The sequence below is a fragment of the Massilia mucilaginosa genome, from assembly GCF_011682145.1.
Classification (GTDB): Bacteria; Pseudomonadota; Gammaproteobacteria; order Burkholderiales; family Burkholderiaceae_D; genus Telluria_A; species Telluria_A mucilaginosa.
This window is the reverse complement of record NZ_WHJH01000047.1, coordinates 36596-53959: the sequence shown is the minus strand read 5'-3', so window position 1 is coordinate 53959 and position 17364 is coordinate 36596. Positions and strand designations below refer to the sequence as shown.

At 63.6% G+C, this 17364-nt stretch carries 17 protein-coding genes; 15 read left to right on the top strand and 2 right to left on the bottom strand.

The window, feature by feature from the left end:
• Positions 1-269: 269 nt before the first annotated feature.
• On the bottom strand, positions 270-1436 hold the full coding sequence (gene metK / locus F2P45_RS26585) for a methionine adenosyltransferase (RefSeq protein WP_166881229.1): 1167 nt from the start codon (positions 1434-1436) through the stop codon (positions 270-272).
• A gap of 188 nt (positions 1437-1624) precedes the next feature.
• Between metK and F2P45_RS26580 the strand changes: the two genes are divergently transcribed.
• Genes F2P45_RS26580 through dapF form a run of 3 tightly spaced genes read left to right on the top strand, consistent with a single transcriptional unit; the run spans position 1625 to position 4231 of the window.
• Positions 1625-2476, top strand: a complete 852-nt coding sequence (locus tag F2P45_RS26580; protein ID WP_166881228.1) for a lysophospholipid acyltransferase family protein — start codon at positions 1625-1627, stop codon at positions 2474-2476.
• A complete protein-coding gene (locus tag F2P45_RS26575; protein WP_166881227.1) occupies positions 2473-3345 on the top strand; it encodes an LpxL/LpxP family acyltransferase in 873 nt (290 codons plus the stop codon). The genes F2P45_RS26580 and F2P45_RS26575 overlap by 4 nt, the downstream gene beginning before the upstream one ends.
• Positions 3346-3370: 25 nt before the next feature.
• Positions 3371-4231, top strand: a complete 861-nt coding sequence (gene dapF / locus F2P45_RS26570) for a diaminopimelate epimerase (RefSeq protein ID WP_166881226.1) — start codon at positions 3371-3373, stop codon at positions 4229-4231.
• Positions 4232-4269: 38 nt separating this feature from the next.
• On the opposite strand, the gene F2P45_RS26565 is transcribed toward dapF, so the two are convergent.
• Positions 4270-5910 (bottom strand): tetratricopeptide repeat protein, encoded by a 1641-nt coding sequence (locus tag F2P45_RS26565; protein ID WP_166881225.1) that lies wholly within the window; start codon positions 5908-5910, stop codon positions 4270-4272.
• Positions 5911-6373: 463 nt separating this feature from the next.
• Here F2P45_RS26565 and F2P45_RS26560 point away from each other — a divergent pair, with 463 nt between their 5' ends.
• The 12 genes from F2P45_RS26560 to F2P45_RS26505 all read left to right on the top strand — a co-directional run bounded on the left by F2P45_RS26560 (position 6374) and on the right by F2P45_RS26505 (position 17363).
• The gene (locus F2P45_RS26560; protein ID WP_166881224.1) at positions 6374-7435 is read left to right on the top strand and encodes a porin; all 1062 of its coding nucleotides are present in this window, start codon (positions 6374-6376) and stop codon (positions 7433-7435) included.
• Between the two features lie 272 nt (positions 7436-7707).
• Positions 7708-8991 (top strand): porin, encoded by a 1284-nt coding sequence (locus F2P45_RS26555; RefSeq protein WP_166881223.1) that lies wholly within the window; start codon positions 7708-7710, stop codon positions 8989-8991.
• A gap of 304 nt (positions 8992-9295) precedes the next feature.
• Positions 9296-9958, top strand: coding sequence for a DUF484 family protein (locus tag F2P45_RS26550; RefSeq protein ID WP_166881222.1), 663 nt, complete (start codon positions 9296-9298; stop codon positions 9956-9958).
• 1 nt (position 9959) lies between these two features.
• Positions 9960-10913: a tyrosine recombinase XerC gene (locus F2P45_RS26545; protein WP_166881221.1), complete on the top strand. Its 954-nt coding sequence runs from the start codon at positions 9960-9962 to the stop codon at positions 10911-10913.
• Between the two features lie 151 nt (positions 10914-11064).
• Positions 11065-12108, top strand: coding sequence for a CobW family GTP-binding protein (locus tag F2P45_RS26540; protein ID WP_166881220.1), 1044 nt, complete (start codon positions 11065-11067; stop codon positions 12106-12108).
• A 196-nt stretch (positions 12109-12304) separates the two neighbouring features.
• Positions 12305-12754: an RNA polymerase-binding protein DksA gene (dksA, locus tag F2P45_RS26535; protein WP_166881219.1), complete on the top strand. Its 450-nt coding sequence runs from the start codon at positions 12305-12307 to the stop codon at positions 12752-12754.
• A gap of 287 nt (positions 12755-13041) precedes the next feature.
• Entirely contained in the window at positions 13042-14373 is a 1332-nt protein-coding gene (locus F2P45_RS37055; protein WP_166881218.1) for an STAS domain-containing protein, read from the top strand.
• Between the two features lie 130 nt (positions 14374-14503).
• Positions 14504-15040 (top strand): ATP-dependent protease subunit HslV, encoded by a 537-nt coding sequence (hslV, locus tag F2P45_RS26525; protein ID WP_099873691.1) that lies wholly within the window; start codon positions 14504-14506, stop codon positions 15038-15040.
• 23 nt (positions 15041-15063) lie between these two features.
• Complete coding sequence (gene hslU, locus F2P45_RS26520) at positions 15064-16404, top strand: ATP-dependent protease ATPase subunit HslU (RefSeq protein WP_187367231.1); 1341 nt, start codon at positions 15064-15066, stop codon at positions 16402-16404.
• Between the two features lie 11 nt (positions 16405-16415).
• On the top strand, positions 16416-16616 hold the full coding sequence (locus tag F2P45_RS26515; RefSeq protein ID WP_166881217.1) for a hypothetical protein: 201 nt from the start codon (positions 16416-16418) through the stop codon (positions 16614-16616).
• The gene (locus F2P45_RS26510; RefSeq protein WP_166881216.1) at positions 16613-16807 is read left to right on the top strand and encodes a hypothetical protein; all 195 of its coding nucleotides are present in this window, start codon (positions 16613-16615) and stop codon (positions 16805-16807) included. Before F2P45_RS26515 ends, F2P45_RS26510 begins: the two co-directional genes overlap by 4 nt.
• A 178-nt stretch (positions 16808-16985) precedes the next feature.
• On the top strand, positions 16986-17363 hold the full coding sequence (locus F2P45_RS26505; protein ID WP_166881215.1) for a Tse2 family ADP-ribosyltransferase toxin: 378 nt from the start codon (positions 16986-16988) through the stop codon (positions 17361-17363).
• Position 17364: the final 1 nt, after the last annotated feature.

Genomic DNA, 17364 nt, shown 5'->3' with positions numbered 1-17364 from the left:
TCAGAGCTCTGACTCGAAAGATTTCGAGTCAGAGCTCTGACCCCGGTTGAGGAATTTTTCCTGGGCGCACAAACGCGCGCCACTGGCGATCACGGAATACGGAAAACGAAAACACAGGAAGCTACTTCACCGGATTCTTGCGCTTTTAGCAGGGAATAATCCCGAAACGGCAACCGGGGTCAGAGCTCTGACTTGAAACATTTCTAGTCAGAGCTCTGACCCCGGTTGGGGGTGCAAACCGCGCTGGGGGCGGTTTGCGGCGGTGTTGCTTAGGACAGGCCGGCTTCGGCGCGCAGCAGGGCGACTTTGTCGGTGCGTTCCCAGGTGAATTCCGGCTCTTCGCGGCCGAAGTGGCCGTACGCCGCACTCTTCTGGTAAATCGGACGCAGCAGATCGAGCATCTGGACGATGCCTTTCGGACGCAAGTCGAAATGCTCCATCACCAGCGCGGCGATTTTTTCGTCGGAGATCACGCCCGTGCCTTCGGTGTAGACCGTGATGTTGATCGGCTTGGCCACGCCGATCGCGTAGCTGACCTGCACCTGGCACTGGCGCGCCAGTCCGGCCGCCACCACGTTCTTGGCCACGTAACGGGCCGCGTACGCCGCCGAACGGTCGACTTTGGACGGGTCCTTGCCCGAAAACGCGCCGCCGCCATGGGGCGCCGCGCCGCCGTAGGTGTCGACGATGATCTTGCGGCCGGTCAGGCCGCAGTCGCCTTGCGGTCCGCCAATCACAAAACGCCCGGTCGGGTTGACCAGGTAACGCGTGTTGTGCAGCCACTCGGCCGGCAGCACTTTCTTGATGATTTCTTCAATCACCGCTTCTTCGATCTGCGCGTGCGTCACTTCCGGCGCGTGCTGGGTCGAGAGCACCACGGTGTCGACGCCAACCGGGCGGCCATCGACGTAGCGCAGGGTAACTTGCGATTTGGCATCCGGACGCAGCCACGGCAGGCGGCCATCCTTGCGCAGTTGCGACTGGCGCTCGACCAGGCGGTGCGCGTAGTGGATCGCGGCCGGCATCAGCTCGGCCGTTTCGTCGCAGGCGTAGCCGAACATCAGGCCCTGGTCGCCGGCGCCCTGGTCCAGGTCGAGCCCGGCGCCTTCGTCGACGCCCTGGGCGATGTCGGGCGACTGCTTGTCGTAGCAGACCATCACGGCGCAGCCGCGGTAGTCGATGCCGTAGTCGGTGTTGTCGTAGCCGATGCGCTTGATGGTTTCGCGCGCGACCTGAATATAATCGACGTTGGCGTGGGTGGTGATTTCACCGGCCAGCACGACCAGACCGGTATTGCACAGGGTCTCGGCGGCAACGCGCGCTTTCGGGTCTTGTTCGAGGATGGCGTCGAGGATGGCGTCGGAAATTTGGTCGGCAACCTTGTCTGGATGGCCTTCGGACACGGATTCGGACGTGAAGAGATAGTCGTTTGACATGCAATGCTCCTGTTACTGAGTGGTGTTGATGTCGCAGTAACCGGGTTGCCTGCGACGCTTTAGCGACATTTATATTCCGCTTCGCAAGTTGTCTATTAACTCGGCGGATACTGCATACGTGGTATTTTACGCTCCTTGAGAAATTTTGGCTAAGCAACTAGCCGTTTGTTGAACCACAGTCAAAAACCATGTTAGTTCCCCTTTTCCGTACCTTATCGAAACTGCCATTGCCGGTCCTGCATGTCATGGGCGCCGGCCTGGGCTGGTTCGTGTATCTCGCCTCCCCTTCTTACCGCAAGCTGATGCGTACCAATATGCGCGCGGCCGGCTTCGGCCAGCATCTGTCGGCCGCCATCGCCGAGTCCGGCAAGTCGATCATCGAACTGGCCTTCGTGTGGTGCGCGCCGCCCGACAAAGTGGCCAGCATGGCCACCGACGAGAACTGGGATTACGTCCAGTCGGTCATCGACAGCGGACGCGGCATCATGTTCCTGACGCCGCACCTGGGCTGCTTCGAAATCACCGCCCAGCAGATCGCGCTGCGCACCAAGCTGACCGTGATGTACCGCCCGCCCAAGCAGGCGGCGCTGAAACCGCTGATCGAGGGCGCTAGAGCGCGCAATAACCTGCACCTGGCCCCGGCCAACCTGTCGGGCGTGCGCATCCTGGCCAAGTGCCTCAAGCGCGGCGAGCCGATCGGGGTGCTGCCGGACCAGGTGCCGCAGCAGGGCGAAGGCGTGTGGGCGCCGTTTTTCGGACGCCCGGCCTACAGCATGACCCTGCCGGCCAAGCTGGCGCAGCTGGGCAATGCCGAGATCATCCTGGTGTACGCCGAGCGGCGTGCCGGTGGCAAGGGGTTCATCGTGCGCTTCGTGCCTTTCGGCCAGGAACTGGCAGGCAGCCCGGCCGAGCAGGCGAGCACGATCAACCGTGCCATGGAGCAGCTGATCGCGCGCTGCCCGGCCCAGTATTTCTGGAGTTATAACCGCTACAAGCAGCCCAGCGGCGTGCCTGCGCCCGACGCGCAGGTGGACGCATGAAGCTCCTGGTCGGCCTGGTCTGGCTGATGCACTGGTTGCCGCTGCCCGTGCTGGGACGGGTCGGCACGGGCGTGGGCAGCCTGCTGTTCATGGTGCTGCGCAAACGCCGCCACATCGCCCTGACCAATCTGCGCATGTGCATGCCGGAATTGTCGGAGGCGCAGCGGGTGGTGCTGGCGCGCCAGCATTTCCAGTCGTATTCGCGCAGCGTGTGGGAGCGCGGCATTTTGTGGTGGGCGCCGGAAGCGCGCCTGCGCCGTTTGATCAAGGTCGAGCCCGGCGTGCCGCTGGCGCGGATCGCGGCCCAGCCGACCATCTTGCTGTGTCCGCACTTCGTGAGCCTGGACGTGGCCGGCGTGGCGGTGATGCTGGAAACCAGTTTGTGCTCGATTTATGTGCCGCAGAAAAACGCGGTCTTCGACGAGGTGTTGCGCAAGGGACGCTCGCGCTTTCGTCCGGTACAATTGTTTTCGCGCAAGGAGGGAGTCAAGCCGATCCTGCGCGCCATGCGCGAGCATGTGCCCTACTTTATGTTGCCGGATATGGATTTCGGCGACAAGGATGCCGAGTTCGTGCCGTTTTTCGGCGTTCCCGCCGCCACGCTGACCGCACCGGGGCGCATTGCGGCGGCCACCGGGGCGCAGGTGATTCCGGTGGTGGCAACGTTCTTGCCGAATTACACGGGCTGGAAGGTGACGTTCTATCCGGCGTGGGAGAATTATCCGGGCGATGACATGGCCGAGTCGGCCCGCCGCATGAATGCCTTCATCGAAGACCGGGTGCGCGAAGCGCCGGCCGAGTATTTCTGGACGCACAAGCGCTTCAAGACCCGTCCGCCCGGTGAACCGTCGCCGTACTTCAAACAATAGCTTTTCTACCGCTATACTGACGCTCATGAAACTCAAATTTACCAAGATGCACGGCGCCGGCAATGATTTTCTGGTCATCGATGCCATCAGCCAGCAGGTCGATTTCACCCCCGCCCAGTGGCAGCGCCTGGCGGACCGGCGCTTCGGCATCGGCGCCGACCAGATCCTGGTGGTCGAAAAAGCCCGGGGCGCCGGCTGCGACTTCCGTTACCGCATCTTCAATAACGATGGCGGCGAAGTCGAGCAGTGCGGCAACGGCGCGCGCGCGTTCGTCAAGTTTGTCACCGACAAGGGCTTGACGGAGCAGTCCAGCATCCGTGTGGAAACCATGAAGGGCATCATCACGCCGCGCCTGGAAGCCGATGGCAGCATCACGGTCGACATGGGCGCGCCGGTGCTGGAGGCGGCCAGGGTGCCCTTCGATGCGGCCGGGCTGGGCGGCTGGGCCGAGGGACAGGATACCTTGTGGCCCTTGCCGATCAAGTATCAGGGTGGCAAGACGGTGTTCGTGTCGGTGGTGTCAATGGGCAATCCGCACGCGGTGCAGGTGGTCGAGGATGTCGAGCTGGCGCCGGTGCTGGAAACCGGGCCGCTGATCGAGGCGCATGCGCGCTTTCCGAACAAGGTCAATGCGGGGTTCATGCAGGTGCTGGACCGGGGCCATGTCAAGCTGCGCGTGTACGAGCGCGGCGCCGGCGAGACGCTCGCTTGCGGCTCGGGCGCCTGCGCCGCCGTGGTGGCCGGCATCCGGCGCGGCCTGCTCGATTCACCGGTGCGCGTCAGCGCGCGCGGCGGGGAGTTGTCGATTGCCTGGGCTGGCGATGGACAGCCGGTACTGCTCAGCGGACCGGCGGTGACGGTGTTTGAGGGCGAGATCGAGGTTTAGCCTGAATGCGAGGCGACTCCCGGTCGCCTTCTTTCTCCTCACGCCGCCATTTCGTACGCCTCCACCTCCCCTTCCGCATGCTCGGACTCCGGCACCAGCGTCTTGAGCCGGTACAGCCGCTGCCGGTAATTGCCCTCCGGCCCGGTCGGCCCGCAATCGATGCCGTCGAACAGGCGCACGATGCGGTCGAGCGCGTGCCGCTCGTGCATCGAATCGATCACCACCAGGCGCCGCTTGCTGCGCCCGTAACTGCCGCGGATGTCGATCACCAGGCAATGCCCCTGGTCAGCCGCCGTTACATCGAGCAATAACGCTTCGGCGCGGGTCAGCCCGAACAGGGCGGCCAGTTCCAGGCGCGCGGCCAGCAGCGGATGTGCTCCGCCCAGCTCGTACGCGGCCAGGGCCCCGGTTTCGGTGTACGCCGTGCCCTCGCAGCGCGGGGCGATCTTGTGCAGCGCCGTGGCCGCCAGCGGACAACCTTGCAGCGCCGCCTTCTGCAGCCAGTACACCGCCCGCACGTCATTGTTTTCATTCTCGCGGCGCGCGCGCCAGGCGCTGTTGCCGCACTCGAGCTGGGCGTCGCGGTATCCCATTTCGGCGGCCCGCTCCAGATAGCGCTGGGCGTCGAGCACATTGCGCTGGGAGAACTCGGGCTTGATGTAGATGCGCGACAGCGCGTACCAGGCTTCGGCCAGGCCCTGGTTGCCGGCCAGGGTCAGCCAGCGGATGGCTTTCTTGAAGTTGGCCGAGCCTTCGCCCACGGCAATGCGCTTGCCGTCGACCTGCATGCGCGCACACCACAGTCCCACGGCGAACTGGGCATGGGGATCGTGCTCGGCCGCGGCCAGCTCGAAGAAATGACGGGCTTCCGCACTGACCGCCTCGGCACGGCCAGTAGCGGCGCGCCCAGCCTCGGCCTCGGCCGCCATGGCGCGCGCGCAGCGCGACAGCAGCGTGACGTCCGCCGGACCGAGCCCGCTGGCGGCGCGCGGGGTCGTGCCCAGCCGGCGCACCAGGGCGCGCGCCAGCGGCAGCGCGCCCTCCGCGTAGGCGCCCAGGCGCCCGTCTTCCCAGTCGATGTCGAGTTGCGACAGCTGGGCCTGCGGCAAACCGCTGTCGGCGGCTTGCCGCAGCCAGCGCGCATCGGCCGTGCGCGGCGCCGCCCCGGCACCCGCCGCCGCTGGCGCCGGATGCGCCAATGGCGCCGCCGGCGACGGCGCCGGGGCCTCGGGCGCCACCGCCAGCGCGCCGGCCAGGCGCCGGTGCTGCGACAGCAGCCACTGGGCTTCGGCCAGGCCGGCCGCCGCGCCGGCCTGGAGCGCGCCGAACGCTTTCTCGCGCCGCGCCAAGCCGGGCGTGCCGCCGCCATGCCCGCCCAGTATCAGCTGGGCCAGCACCAGGCCGGCGCGCAGGTTGCCGTCGTCGTAGGCGTGCTCGAACCAGCACGCCACCGCGCGCTGGCTCTGCACCGCCACCTCGAAGGGAATATGGTTGCCGATCAGCTGGCACGCGCCGGCACAGTCTTGCTGCGCGGCACGGTCGAGCCAGTGCAGCGCCGTCGGCAGGCTTTTGGGCAAGCCCGCGCTGCCGAACAGATACAGGGTGCCCAGCTCAAGCTGGGCCTGGGCGCGGCCTGCGCGCGCGCCACGGATGAGCGCTAGTTCTTCGCGGTTTGCCATGATTGTTGCCATCACCTTTGTTGGAGGGGCTCCGGGAGGGGATCAATTCCTTGAGCCTGCTACACCGCATGGCGCCGGTAGAGTTGCCAATATACAACAATTGCCTGGCTGATGCGGGTGCAGCCGACCTTGTAAAGTCTACGTCAGGCATGCGGCGCGATGTCCGCTGATGGCGACTTCCTTGATTTCGCACAAAGCTTGTTAGTAAGAATATGTGGGATACCGCATGAAAGGATTTCATAAAAATGCGCTTGTTCTTGCCCGTATCAATACGCACGGACGTTTCATAAATACAACAGCACCGCTGGAATGATTGGCTTTCAACCAATTCTACCCCTCATAATCGACCACAACAGCCAGTGGCACATGGCCAGGCAATTAAGGCTTCTTGATCCGGGTGTTCAGAAAATTGAAAACTCAAGGCACTTGCGGATTCGACTGATTCACTTTTAAGGACGTGTACATGAAAAAATCACTGGTCGCTCTGGCAGTTCTGGGCGCAAGCGCCGGCTTTGCACAAGCACAATCTTCTGTGGTCATCTACGGCACCGTTGATGCCGGCATGATCAAACGTACCGACCAATCGCTGAACATCGGCAAGCGCGCCAATAACACCCTCGGTTTCAAAGGCGTGGAAGATCTCGGCAGCGGCCTGAAAGCCTTGTTCCAGCTCGAAATTCGCTATGAACCGGACTCCGGCACCATCGAGCAGGGCGGCAATGGCGTCCAGCGTCCCCTGTTCCAGGGCCAGAGCCGGGTCGGCCTGCAAGGCGCCTTCGGCATGGTGCGCCTCGGGCGCGGCCTGACCGCGTTCCAGGAAACGAGCACCCAGTTCGAGCCGTTCCACGGCGTGCCGAGCCCGGCCGGTTTCCAGACCGACCTGATGGTGGCCGGCTATACCTCGGACCCGCTGGGCTCGGTTGGCAATTCGACCAACCGCTTCAACAACGCCCTGTTCTATAACTCGAACGTGTACAACGGCTTCCAGATCAATGCCACCATCGGCACCAAGGAAGCGGCCTCGGGTTCGGCAGCCATCGTCGGCCGCGGCACCCTGGCCAACCCGCAATACCGTCCCGGCTCGGAAGCGTCGGCCAATCCGTACTCGGTCTCGGCCACCTACACTGGCGCCGCCGGCGCCATCATGCTGGCCGCCGAACGCAATGCGGTCGAATCGCGCCTGGTCTCGGTCGCCGGCTATGTGATGGCCACGCCGGAACTGAAACTGATGGCCACGCGCGTGCAGCAAGACCGCGGCCACACCTTCTTTAACAGCGAAGAAGCGCGTTCGTGGGTGGTTGGCGCCAATTACAAGATGGGCGCGGGCAAAATCCTGGCCGGTTATGGCCAGAAGAACCAGGGCGCATTGAACCAGGGCATGCAAAAGACCAAGCAAATGTCGATCGGCTACGAATACAGCCTGTCGCCACGCACGTATGTGTATGCCGATGCCTCCAACAAGAAAGGCCCGACCATTCCATCGAGCATGAATATCTATGCATTGGGCGTCAATCACGCTTTTTGATGCAGTGCGATATAAATCGCATGCAACATAATTTTGTCGGATAAAACCAGGGGCGGCGATGGCAACATCGGCGCCCCTGGCGTTTTTCGCGTTATGCTGTGGTGTTTCAGATAAGACGATATTGACGTTTTTGCTTCGTCTGTGTCTTTTTCGCAACCAGCATTTGCGCGCGCGACCGGCTTTCTGTACAAGGCTAAAAAACGATGGCATATTGGTTAAAACGAATTAGTACGCACGTTCGTTTTTAGACAAAATAATCTCCTGGAGACACAATGAAAACAAAATTAATCGCTGGTGTAATCGCTACCTGTTTCGCAGCCCCGGTCCTGGCCCAGTCCAGCGTGACCATTTACGGTATTGCCGACGCCGGCTTTATGAAAACCAAAGGTGAATCGGCCAAACTCGTCAGTGGTATCGCGGACGGTTCGCGCATCGGTCTCAAAGGTACCGAAGACATCGGCGGTGGTTACAAGGCCATCTTCAATCTGGAAGCGCGCGTCGAACTCGACACCGGTACCCAGAGCCCCGGCCTGGTCAACCCGAATCAAGGCTTCTACCTGACCAAGGGCATGGATGCCTTTAAAACCCCGGCCCTGGCGTCGACCCTGGCGACCCTGCGCGCCGGCCTGCAGCCAGCCGTTGCCGTCAACGCCGAGAAAGCCCTGTTCGACCGTACCGCCATGGTCGGCGTGGTCACCCCGTTCGGCGCCATCCTGGTCGGCCGCATGTACACCCCTGGCTACGAAGTGTTCGCCGCGGCTGACGCGTTCGAAACCGGCACCGGCGGCACCTGGGGCGGCATCACCGGCGGCACCGCCGGCTTTACCGCGCTGGGCGCGGACATCCGCTCGCAGAAATCGATCCAGTACCGCATCGCCACCCCGTCCGGCTTCGGCGGCTCGCTCATGTACGGCACCAAGAACTCCGGCTACCTGGGCCGCTACAACAAGTTCATGGGCGGCGCGATCACCTACAAGACCAGCGTTGTCGATGTCGGCGTGGGCCACAACCAGGGTGAAGACCTGCAAGGCCGCAAGAGCCTGACCACCACCACCGTGGGCGGTTCGGTCAAGGTCGGCGACTTCAAGTTCTTCGCCGGCTACCACGACCAGGTCAACCGCAATTCGGCCCTGCTGGCCGACTACCTCGCCGTGTTCAGCGGCCAGGTCGCCCCGGGCCTGCGCGCCGCCGGCGTGCCGGCTGCCAACGTCGCCGCCCTGACCAGCATCTACACCACCAACATCACCCGCAACAGCCAGGTCGATGCCAGCAGCTACCAGTTCGGCCTGCACTACCGTCTGGGCCAGGGCCGCATCATGGCCTCGGCGGCGCGCCAGAACGACCGTACCGCGTCGAACAGCGATGCCACCCTGATGGCGGTCGGTTACGACTACAACCTGTCGGCCCGCACCGATATCTACACGGTGCTGTCGAACATCAAGAACCAGAACGACGGCCAGTACACGCCGGGCGGGGCCGGTTCGCCGGGCGGCTTCACCAAAGTCGCGGGCGAGGACAGCCGCGCCATCCAGATCGGCGTGCGCCACCGCTTCTAAGTAAGTGCGCAGAAGTTATTGTCATTTATAGCGAACAGAAGCGGATGCCTGGCAAGGCGCACGCCGCGACGCAGTGCGAGCACTGCTAGCGGTGGGCAACGCAGCAAGGCGCCGCTTATGGAAGCTGGAAATGACAAGAATTTATGTGCACTTACTTAAGCACGCGCCGGGACCTTCCCGCACTGCAAAAAAGACGCCTGCGGGCGTCTTTTTGCGTGTGAGCGCAAGCTGTCGGTTAGAATTGCGGGACGTTTTTTCGCCAGCAACACGATTCCCCGCACCAAGACTTCACGTAAAGACTCACATGACCGCCACACTGGACCCCACCGCCGTCGCCGACTACCTGGCCGGCCATCCGACCTTTTTCCAGGAACACGCCAAGCTGCTGGGCGAGGTCAAGCTGTCGAGCCCGCTGACCGGCAAGGCCGTCTCGCTCCAGGAGCGCCAGATGGAAGTGATGCGCGATAAATACAAGGCCTTGGAGCTGCGCATGGCGGACCTGGTCCGCCTGGCCGAAGCGAACGCCGCCATCGCAAACAAGTTCCACGGCTGGACCCAGACCCTGCTCAAGACGCGCCACGACAGCGACATGGCGCGCGCCCTGGTCGACGGCCTGGCCACCCACTTCGGCGTGCCGCAAGCGACCCTGCGCCTGTGGAACCTGGCCCAAGCGCATGCCGGCAACTGGTACGTCAACGGCGTGTCGGAAGATGCGCGCCTGTTCGCCAACAGCCTGCTGGCGCCCTACTGCGGCAGCAACCACGACTTCGAAGCGGTGCGCTGGCTGGCCGACGCCGGCGCGGTGCAGTCGACCGTCATTTTGCCGCTGCGCAGCAACGGCAGCGCCTTCGGCCTCTTGATCCTCGGCTCGCCCGATCCGGAACGCTTCAGCGCCAGCATGGGCACCGATTTCCTGGTCCATATCGGCGAAACCGCCAGCGCCGCGCTGGCCGCGCTGCGGGCCTGAGATGGACCATCCGGCCGAGCCGGAGCGCACCGACTGGGTCGGGCGCTACCTCGACCAGCTGGCCACCCTGCGCCAGCTCTCGCCGCACACCATCGACGCCTACCGGCGCGACCTGCAACAGTTGCACACGCTGGCCAAGGGCATGCCCTGGCAGCAGGTGCGCCAGGCCGACATCCGCCGCCTGACCTCGATCCTGCACAGCCAGGAACTGGGACCGCGCTCGATCGCCCGCAAGCTGTCGAGCTGGCGCGGGTTTTTCGGCTGGCTGTCGGAACACATGACCCTGGCGGCCAACCCGACCGACGGCGTGCGCGCCCCCAAGCGCCCGGCCCCGCTGCCGAAAGCGCTGGCGGTGGACGACGCCGTGCAGCTGGTCTCGAGCGCACCGCCCGGCCGCGCCACCCTCACCAGCGCCGAGCTGTGCAACCGCGCCATGTTCGAGCTGCTGTATTCGAGCGGCCTGCGGGTGGCCGAGCTGGCCGGGCTCGACGTCACGTACACCAAGGGCGGCGACGGCCAGGCGCCGTCGCTCGGCTGGATCGACCTGGCCTCGGGCGACGTGCTGGTCACCGGCAAGGGCAACAAGATGCGCACGGTGCCGGTCGGCAGCCATGCGCGCAGCGCGCTGGCGGCCTGGCTGGCGGTGCGCCCGCCGCCCGCCGACGGCAGCGCCGCCCTGTTCCTGTCGGAGCGCGCCACGCGCGTCTCGCCGCGCGTGGTGCAACTGCGCCTGAAACAGCACGCGATCGACGCCGGCACCCCGGTGCACGTGCATCCGCACATGCTGCGCCACTCGTTCGCCTCGCACGTGCTGCAATCGTCGGGCGACCTGCGCGCGGTGCAGGACATGCTCGGCCACGCCAGCATCACCTCGACCCAGGTCTACACCGCGCTCGACTTCCAGCACCTGGCGGCCGTGTACGACCAGGCGCACCCGCGCGCCAAGGCGAAGTAAGCCCGAAGCAGGACCGAAAACCGGGCCGGAAACGCCCTTGCGGCATGATCCGCATCAAGCCGCATGGCGGTAGTTGGAAGCAATTGGCGAAATCCGGCATAATCGCTCGATTATTCGCCCGGTCCCGGGCCGCACACTGACTGACGACAACATGGCCTTAATTCCCAGCACCATCCTGACCGGCTTCCTCGGCGCCGGCAAAACCACGCTCCTCAATCGCATCCTGCAGGAAGACCACGGGCTGAAGATTGCCGTCATCGAGAACGAGTTCGGCCAGGAAAACATCGATAACGAAATCCTGGTGCAGGACAGCAGCGAGCAGATCGTCGAGATGAACAATGGCTGCATCTGCTGCACCGTGCGCGGCGACCTGATCGTTGCGCTGACCAGCCTGGCGCAAAAGCGCGAAGCGGGCGAGCTGCACTTCGACCGCATCATCATCGAAACGACCGGCCTGGCCAATCCGGGGCCGGTGGCGCAAACCTTCTTCATGGACGAGGAAGTCGGCGTGCACTACATGCTCGACGCCGTGCTGACCGTGGTCGACGCGCGCCACGCCATGACCCAGCTCGACGACTACGAGGAAGCCCAGCGCCAGGTCGGTTTTGCCGACAAGCTGCTGATCTCCAAGACCGACCTGGTCGATACGGCCCAGCTCGACGCGCTCAAGGCGCGCCTGATGCGCATCAACCCGCGCGCGCCGATCAGCCAGGTCGACTTCGGCCGCGCGCCGCTGGCCGAGGTGCTCGACATCCGCGGCTTCAACCTCAACGACAAGCTGGAAATCGACCCGGACTTCCTCAAGGCCGAGGAAGCGCACGAGCACGAGCACGATCATGTGCACACCGACGCCTGCCGCCACGATCACGACCATAACCACCATCACGGCCGCCACAGCGACGACATCGCCGCCTTCGTCTTCAAGAGCGAGCGCCCGTTCGACCCGGCCAAGCTCGACGAATTCCTGGCCAGCCTGGTCAATGTCTTCGGTCCGCGCATGCTGCGCTACAAGGGCGTGCTGCTGATGCAGGGCGCCGAGCGCAAGGTGGTATTCCAGGGCGTGCACCAGATGATGGGCAGCGATCTGGGCGCAAAATGGGGCGAAAACGAGGAACGTGGCAGCAAAATGGTTTTTATTGGCAAAAATTTACCGAAAGATGTCTTTGTCAGCGGTTTGGAACAATGTTTGGTATAAACTATCCGGGTTTTAAGATGCCCGCTTTATCGCACCATCAGTAAAAGCCATCCCGGTGCGGGGAGTTACGAACAAGGCGGCAGTTCAGCAAGCCGTCAAGGTAGGCGCTTCGGCCGCAGCACCGCCGCTTTACCGGTGCCGCAGCCGGGTTAGCTGATAAAATGAAACCACCGTCGTATCGAAGGTAAGTGAAGTCATGACTAAAACAACTAAATCGACCGCCGTCAATACGGAAGGCCATCTCATCTCCGAAGACGAAATTCGGGCCATGGGTGAGAAGGACTACATGAATCCGGCGCAGCTGGCGTTTTTCAAGGCCCGTTTGCAGCAGCTCGAAAAAGACCTGCTCAAGAATGCCGGCGAGACCACCGAGCACCTGCGCGAAACCGTGCTCGTGCCCGACCCGGCCGACCGCGCCACGATCGAAGAAGAACACGCGCTCGAACTGCGCACGCGCGACCGCGAGCGCAAGCTGCTCAAGAAGGTGCAGCAGTCGATCGCCGCCATCGACGCGGGCGACTACGGCTGGTGCGAAGAGACGGGCGAGCCGATCGGCATTCCGCGCCTGATCGCGCGCCCGACCGCGACGCTCTCGCTCGAAGCGCAGCAGCGCCGCGAGCTGAAACAAAAACTGTACGGCGATTGAGCCTCGCCGCACGCCACCTCCGAAGAAGCATGCGGGTTCGCCCCCGCATGCTTTTTTGTTTTGCCGCTCCCGCCAATCCGACTCGAAGCTTGCCTATCGGCTACACTATGTCGGATTGTCCAGTCCAGCGGACAGCATGGGTGGCTGGCGCGCTCCGGGCCGGCATGCTACCGTGCGGCTTGGCGCTGCGGCTGGTTCCGCAGACAGATCAATCAGGGCGCTTGCTGCGGTCGGTGCGCCCGGCGCCGTTGGCGCAGTGCGCAGCGTAGAACGAGACAGGGAACGACGTGGGTATCTTCTCCATCTTCAACAAGAAGAAAACTGAGCAGCCTGGCGGCAAGAATGCGCCGGACTCGCGCCTGCGCGTCGGCGAACCGTCGCGCCTGGCCGCCGACACCGACGCCGACCGCGCGCGCCAGCGCGAGATCGCGCGCGCCACCGCGGCCAAGATCGACGCGATCGAATCGGCCATGTCGAACGACATCTTCAACACGCCCGAGCCGGCCTGGGGCAGCGGCCCGCGCAAGGCCAAGGCCCCGGCCGCCGAGGACGCCGGCAGCGACACCCTGCCGATGCTGGAACTGGCCACCACCGAGCTGCTGGCCGACGAAGACTTGCCGGACGCGCTGGTCGCGCCCCAGACCGCCCCCGTCATCGAAGAAATCGCCATCATGTTCGCCAACGACCAGATGGCCGTGACCGAGCACATGCTGCTCGACAGCCTGGCCGAGCTGGGCAAGGACGACCGCACCATCTGGTGGATGCTGTTCGACCTGTACCAGGTGGGCGGACGCCAGGAGGACTTCGACAACATTGCAATCGATTACGCCAGCCAGTTCGAAACTTCGCCGCCGTCGTGGTCGCCGCCGCTGATGCCTCCCGGCATGGAAGAGCGCACCTTCGCCGGGGTCACCCCGACCGAAGTCTTCAGCGGCGTGCTCGATGGCGAAGTGGCCCCGCGCCTGGAACGCCTGCTGCAGCGCGCCAGCGAAAACCCGGTGCTGCGCCTCGAATTCGCGCGCATCCAGAGCGTCACCCCGGACGGCTGCGCCCTGCTGCTCGAAACCATGAACCGCCTGCGCGCCAGCGACCGCGAACTGATCGTGGCCGGCGCCGCCGAACTGGCCGAGCTGGTCCACTCGACCATCGAGATCGGCCAGCGCGACGCCAGCGAAGCGCCGTGGCTGCTGCTACTGGCCCTGTTCCAGCTGCTCGACCGCGAAAAGGATTTCGAAGAAACGGCGATGGACTACTGCGTCACCTACGAGGTTTCGCCGCCCTCGTTCGAACCATCCCTGAGCACCGCCACCTCGGTCAGCATCCTGCACACCCCGCCGGCCACCGAAGGCTTCATGCTGCCGTCGGTGATCGAAGGCGCGACCGCGAGCCTGTTCGACGCCATCGACGCCTACGCCGCCGACAGCGCCGAAACGGTGCTGTTCGACTGCTCGCGCCTGGCGCGGGTCGACTATTCGGCCGCCGCCGCCCTGCTCAACCGCTTGCGCCCGATCGCGGCCGAGAAAAGAATCGAGCTGCGCGAATTGAACCATTTGGTCGCCGCACTGTTCAAACTACTGGGCTTCACGGAAGTGGCCAAGCTGTTCCCGCACAAGTACTGACCATGGCTGGCCGGCGCAGCTTGCCGGTAGCTGTCTTGCAATTTCCGTGAGCATCCCCATTTCTGGGAGGCATGCAGCCGCGCGGGAGCCCTCTCCCGGCCGGCCGCTCCATCACTGAGAGGCAACGACAATGGAACAATTTCACGGCACCACCATCCTGTGCGTACGGCGCGGCAAGCAAGTCGCGATCGGCGGCGATGGCCAGGTCACGCTCGGCAACATCGTCATGAAGGGCACGGCCCGCAAGGTGCGCAAGCTGTACCAGGGCAAGGTCCTGTGCGGCTTCGCCGGCGGCACCGCCGACGCCTTCACCCTGCTCGACCGCTTCGAAGGCAAGCTCGAAAAGCACCAGGGCAACCTGCTGCGCGCCTCGGTGGAACTGGCCAAGGACTGGCGCACCGACCGCGTGCTGCGCCGCCTGGAAGCCATGCTGCTGGTGGCCGACCATGAATCGACCCTGGTCATCACCGGCAACGGCGACGTGCTCGAACCCGAAGACGGGGTCGGCGCCATCGGCTCGGGCGGCACCTACGCCCAGTCGGCCGCCAAGGCCCTGCAGGAGAACACCGATTTGTCGCCGGCCGAGATCGTCAAAAAATCGCTGACCATCGCCGGCCAGCTGTGCATCTATACGAACATGTCGCACATCATCGAAACACTGGATTAAGGGGAAGCACCATGCCAAGCACCATGAATATGACGCCCCGCGAAATCGTTTCCGAACTCGACAAGCACGTGGTCGGCCAGGGCAAGGCCAAGCGCGCGGTCGCCATCGCCCTGCGCAACCGCTGGCGCCGCCAGCAGGTGGCCGAGCCGCTGCGCCATGAAATCACGCCCAAGAACATCCTCATGATCGGGCCCACGGGCGTGGGCAAGACCGAGATCGCGCGGCGCCTGGCCAAGCTGGCCGACGCGCCCTTCATCAAGATCGAAGCGACCAAGTTCACCGAAGTCGGCTACGTCGGGCGCGACGTCGACACCATCATCCGCGACCTGATCGACATCGGCATCAAGCAGACCCGCTCCAGCGAAATGAAAAAAGTGCGCCAGCGCGCCGAAGACGCGGCCGAAGACCGCATCATCGACATCCTGGTGCCGCCGGCGCGCGACTTCGGCTTCAACGTCACGCCGCCGCCGCTTGAAACCAAGGAAGGCGACGGCACCCGCCAGACCTTCCGCAAGCGCCTGCGCGAAGGCGAGCTGGATGACCGTGAAATCGAGCTCGACGTGGCCGAACCCGGTCCGCAGATGGAAATCATGGCCCCGCCCGGCATGGAAGAAATGACGGAGCAGATCAAGTCCATGTTTTCCGGCATCGGCGCGGCGCGCAAGAAGCCGCGCAAGATCAAGATCCGCGAAGCGATGAAGCTGCTGATCGACGAAGAAGCGGCCAAGCTGGTCAACGACGACGAGCTCAAGCAAAAGGCGATCGCCAACGTCGAGCAGAACGGCATCGTGTTCCTCGACGAGATCGACAAGATCGCCTCGCGCTCCGAAATGGGCGGGGCCGATGTCTCGCGCGCCGGCGTGCAGCGTGACCTGCTGCCGCTGGTCGAGGGCACCACGGTCAACACCAAGTACGGCATGATCCGCACCGACCACATCCTGTTCATCGCCTCGGGCGCGTTCCACCTGGCCAAGCCGTCGGACCTGATTCCCGAATTGCAGGGGCGCTTTCCGATCCGGGTCGAGCTCGAATCGCTGTCGATTGCCGATTTCGAATGCATCCTGACCAGCACCGATGCCTGCCTGACCAAGCAGTACGAAGCGCTGCTGGCGACCGAGGACGTCAAGGTCGAGTTTGCGCCGGACGGCATCACGCGCCTGGCCGAGATTGCGTTTTCGGTCAACGAGCGCACCGAGAATATCGGCGCGCGGCGGCTGTACACGGTGATGGAAAAGCTGCTCGAAGAAGTGTCGTTTACCGCCAGCGAAACCGGCGGCAGCGTGGTGGCGATCGATGCCGCGTACGTCAACGAGCGTCTGGACAAACTGGCCGACAACGAAGACCTGTCGCGCTACGTGCTGTAAGGAGGCGCGCGATGGCGAACAAGGCACTGGCGACACGGCAAAAGATGCGCATCACCGTCAAGCCGACGCAGCAGGTTGCCAAGGTGCGCAACCCGGTGGCCGTGGCAGCCAAGCTGCGCGCCGCCGGACCGCACGCCAAGGGGCCGGCGCAGGAACGCCAGGCGGCCAAGCGCGCGCTCAAGAAGGCCAAGCTGGTGCCGGAGGACGAATGACCTGGAATTACCGGGTCATGGACAAGGCAGGGCAACTGGCGGTTTATTCGGTGTATTATGATGATGGCAAGGTGATCAGCTCGAGTATCTTGCCAGAAGCGCCATCGGGCGGGACGCTGGAAGAATTGCGCAATTGCTGTGCACTGTATATGGAAGCGTTGACGACACCGGTGCTGGAGTACACGGAGTAAATCCGGGGGCCGCCAGCGGGCGCCCTGAAGGGCGCCCGCGATCAGGCCATCTGGTGTGCGCGTCCTAGAATTGCAGGTTCTCCCCAGCTACGGTTTAACCAACCAGGAAGGGCGGTCCCCATCTATAATTACAAACTAATTAACTACTTTATTTGCAACAATAGAGAGGGAAATATCAATGCTAGAGCCGCAATTTCTGTACATTGAAGAGGCCACTTTTTTAACGCACGATTTCTTCCGCAATGGAAATGCATCGGGGCCGAGACTGGATAACGTCCGCCCATTCCATGACGTTGCGATCATAACGACCAACGGCATACAAACCATCATCGCCAATGGTAACGGCATTTCTTTAAACACAAAATTTGACCCCAAGCGCAAAAATACTTGGAAAATTCCTGTGAATACCCCGCTGCCATCCGGGGTAAAGTTGGTAAAAGACCTTCGCCCGGGACACGACGGCCATTATATGCTGGCGCCAGCGAAGAGCATGCCGTTTGCGAAGTTCATCGGCTTGCTTCAAGAGCTTGTAATGCACTGCCATAAAGTGAGTTAAA

Coding starts and splice junctions, on each gene's coding strand:
- metK (WP_166881229.1), bottom strand. CDS start 1,436: ATGTCAAACGACTATCTCTTCACGTCCGAATCCGTGTCCGAAGGCCAT.
- F2P45_RS26580 (WP_166881228.1), top strand. CDS start 1,625: ATGTTAGTTCCCCTTTTCCGTACCTTATCGAAACTGCCATTGCCGGTC.
- F2P45_RS26575 (WP_166881227.1), top strand. CDS start 2,473: ATGAAGCTCCTGGTCGGCCTGGTCTGGCTGATGCACTGGTTGCCGCTG.
- dapF (WP_166881226.1), top strand. CDS start 3,371: ATGAAACTCAAATTTACCAAGATGCACGGCGCCGGCAATGATTTTCTG.
- F2P45_RS26565 (WP_166881225.1), bottom strand. CDS start 5,910: ATGGCAAACCGCGAAGAACTAGCGCTCATCCGTGGCGCGCGCGCAGGC.
- F2P45_RS26560 (WP_166881224.1), top strand. CDS start 6,374: ATGAAAAAATCACTGGTCGCTCTGGCAGTTCTGGGCGCAAGCGCCGGC.
- F2P45_RS26555 (WP_166881223.1), top strand. CDS start 7,708: ATGAAAACAAAATTAATCGCTGGTGTAATCGCTACCTGTTTCGCAGCC.
- F2P45_RS26550 (WP_166881222.1), top strand. CDS start 9,296: ATGACCGCCACACTGGACCCCACCGCCGTCGCCGACTACCTGGCCGGC.
- F2P45_RS26545 (WP_166881221.1), top strand. CDS start 9,960: ATGGACCATCCGGCCGAGCCGGAGCGCACCGACTGGGTCGGGCGCTAC.
- F2P45_RS26540 (WP_166881220.1), top strand. CDS start 11,065: ATGGCCTTAATTCCCAGCACCATCCTGACCGGCTTCCTCGGCGCCGGC.
- dksA (WP_166881219.1), top strand. CDS start 12,305: ATGACTAAAACAACTAAATCGACCGCCGTCAATACGGAAGGCCATCTC.
- hslV (WP_099873691.1), top strand. CDS start 14,504: ATGGAACAATTTCACGGCACCACCATCCTGTGCGTACGGCGCGGCAAG.
- hslU (WP_187367231.1), top strand. CDS start 15,064: ATGAATATGACGCCCCGCGAAATCGTTTCCGAACTCGACAAGCACGTG.
- F2P45_RS26515 (WP_166881217.1), top strand. CDS start 16,416: ATGGCGAACAAGGCACTGGCGACACGGCAAAAGATGCGCATCACCGTC.
- F2P45_RS26510 (WP_166881216.1), top strand. CDS start 16,613: ATGACCTGGAATTACCGGGTCATGGACAAGGCAGGGCAACTGGCGGTT.
- F2P45_RS26505 (WP_166881215.1), top strand. CDS start 16,986: ATGCTAGAGCCGCAATTTCTGTACATTGAAGAGGCCACTTTTTTAACG.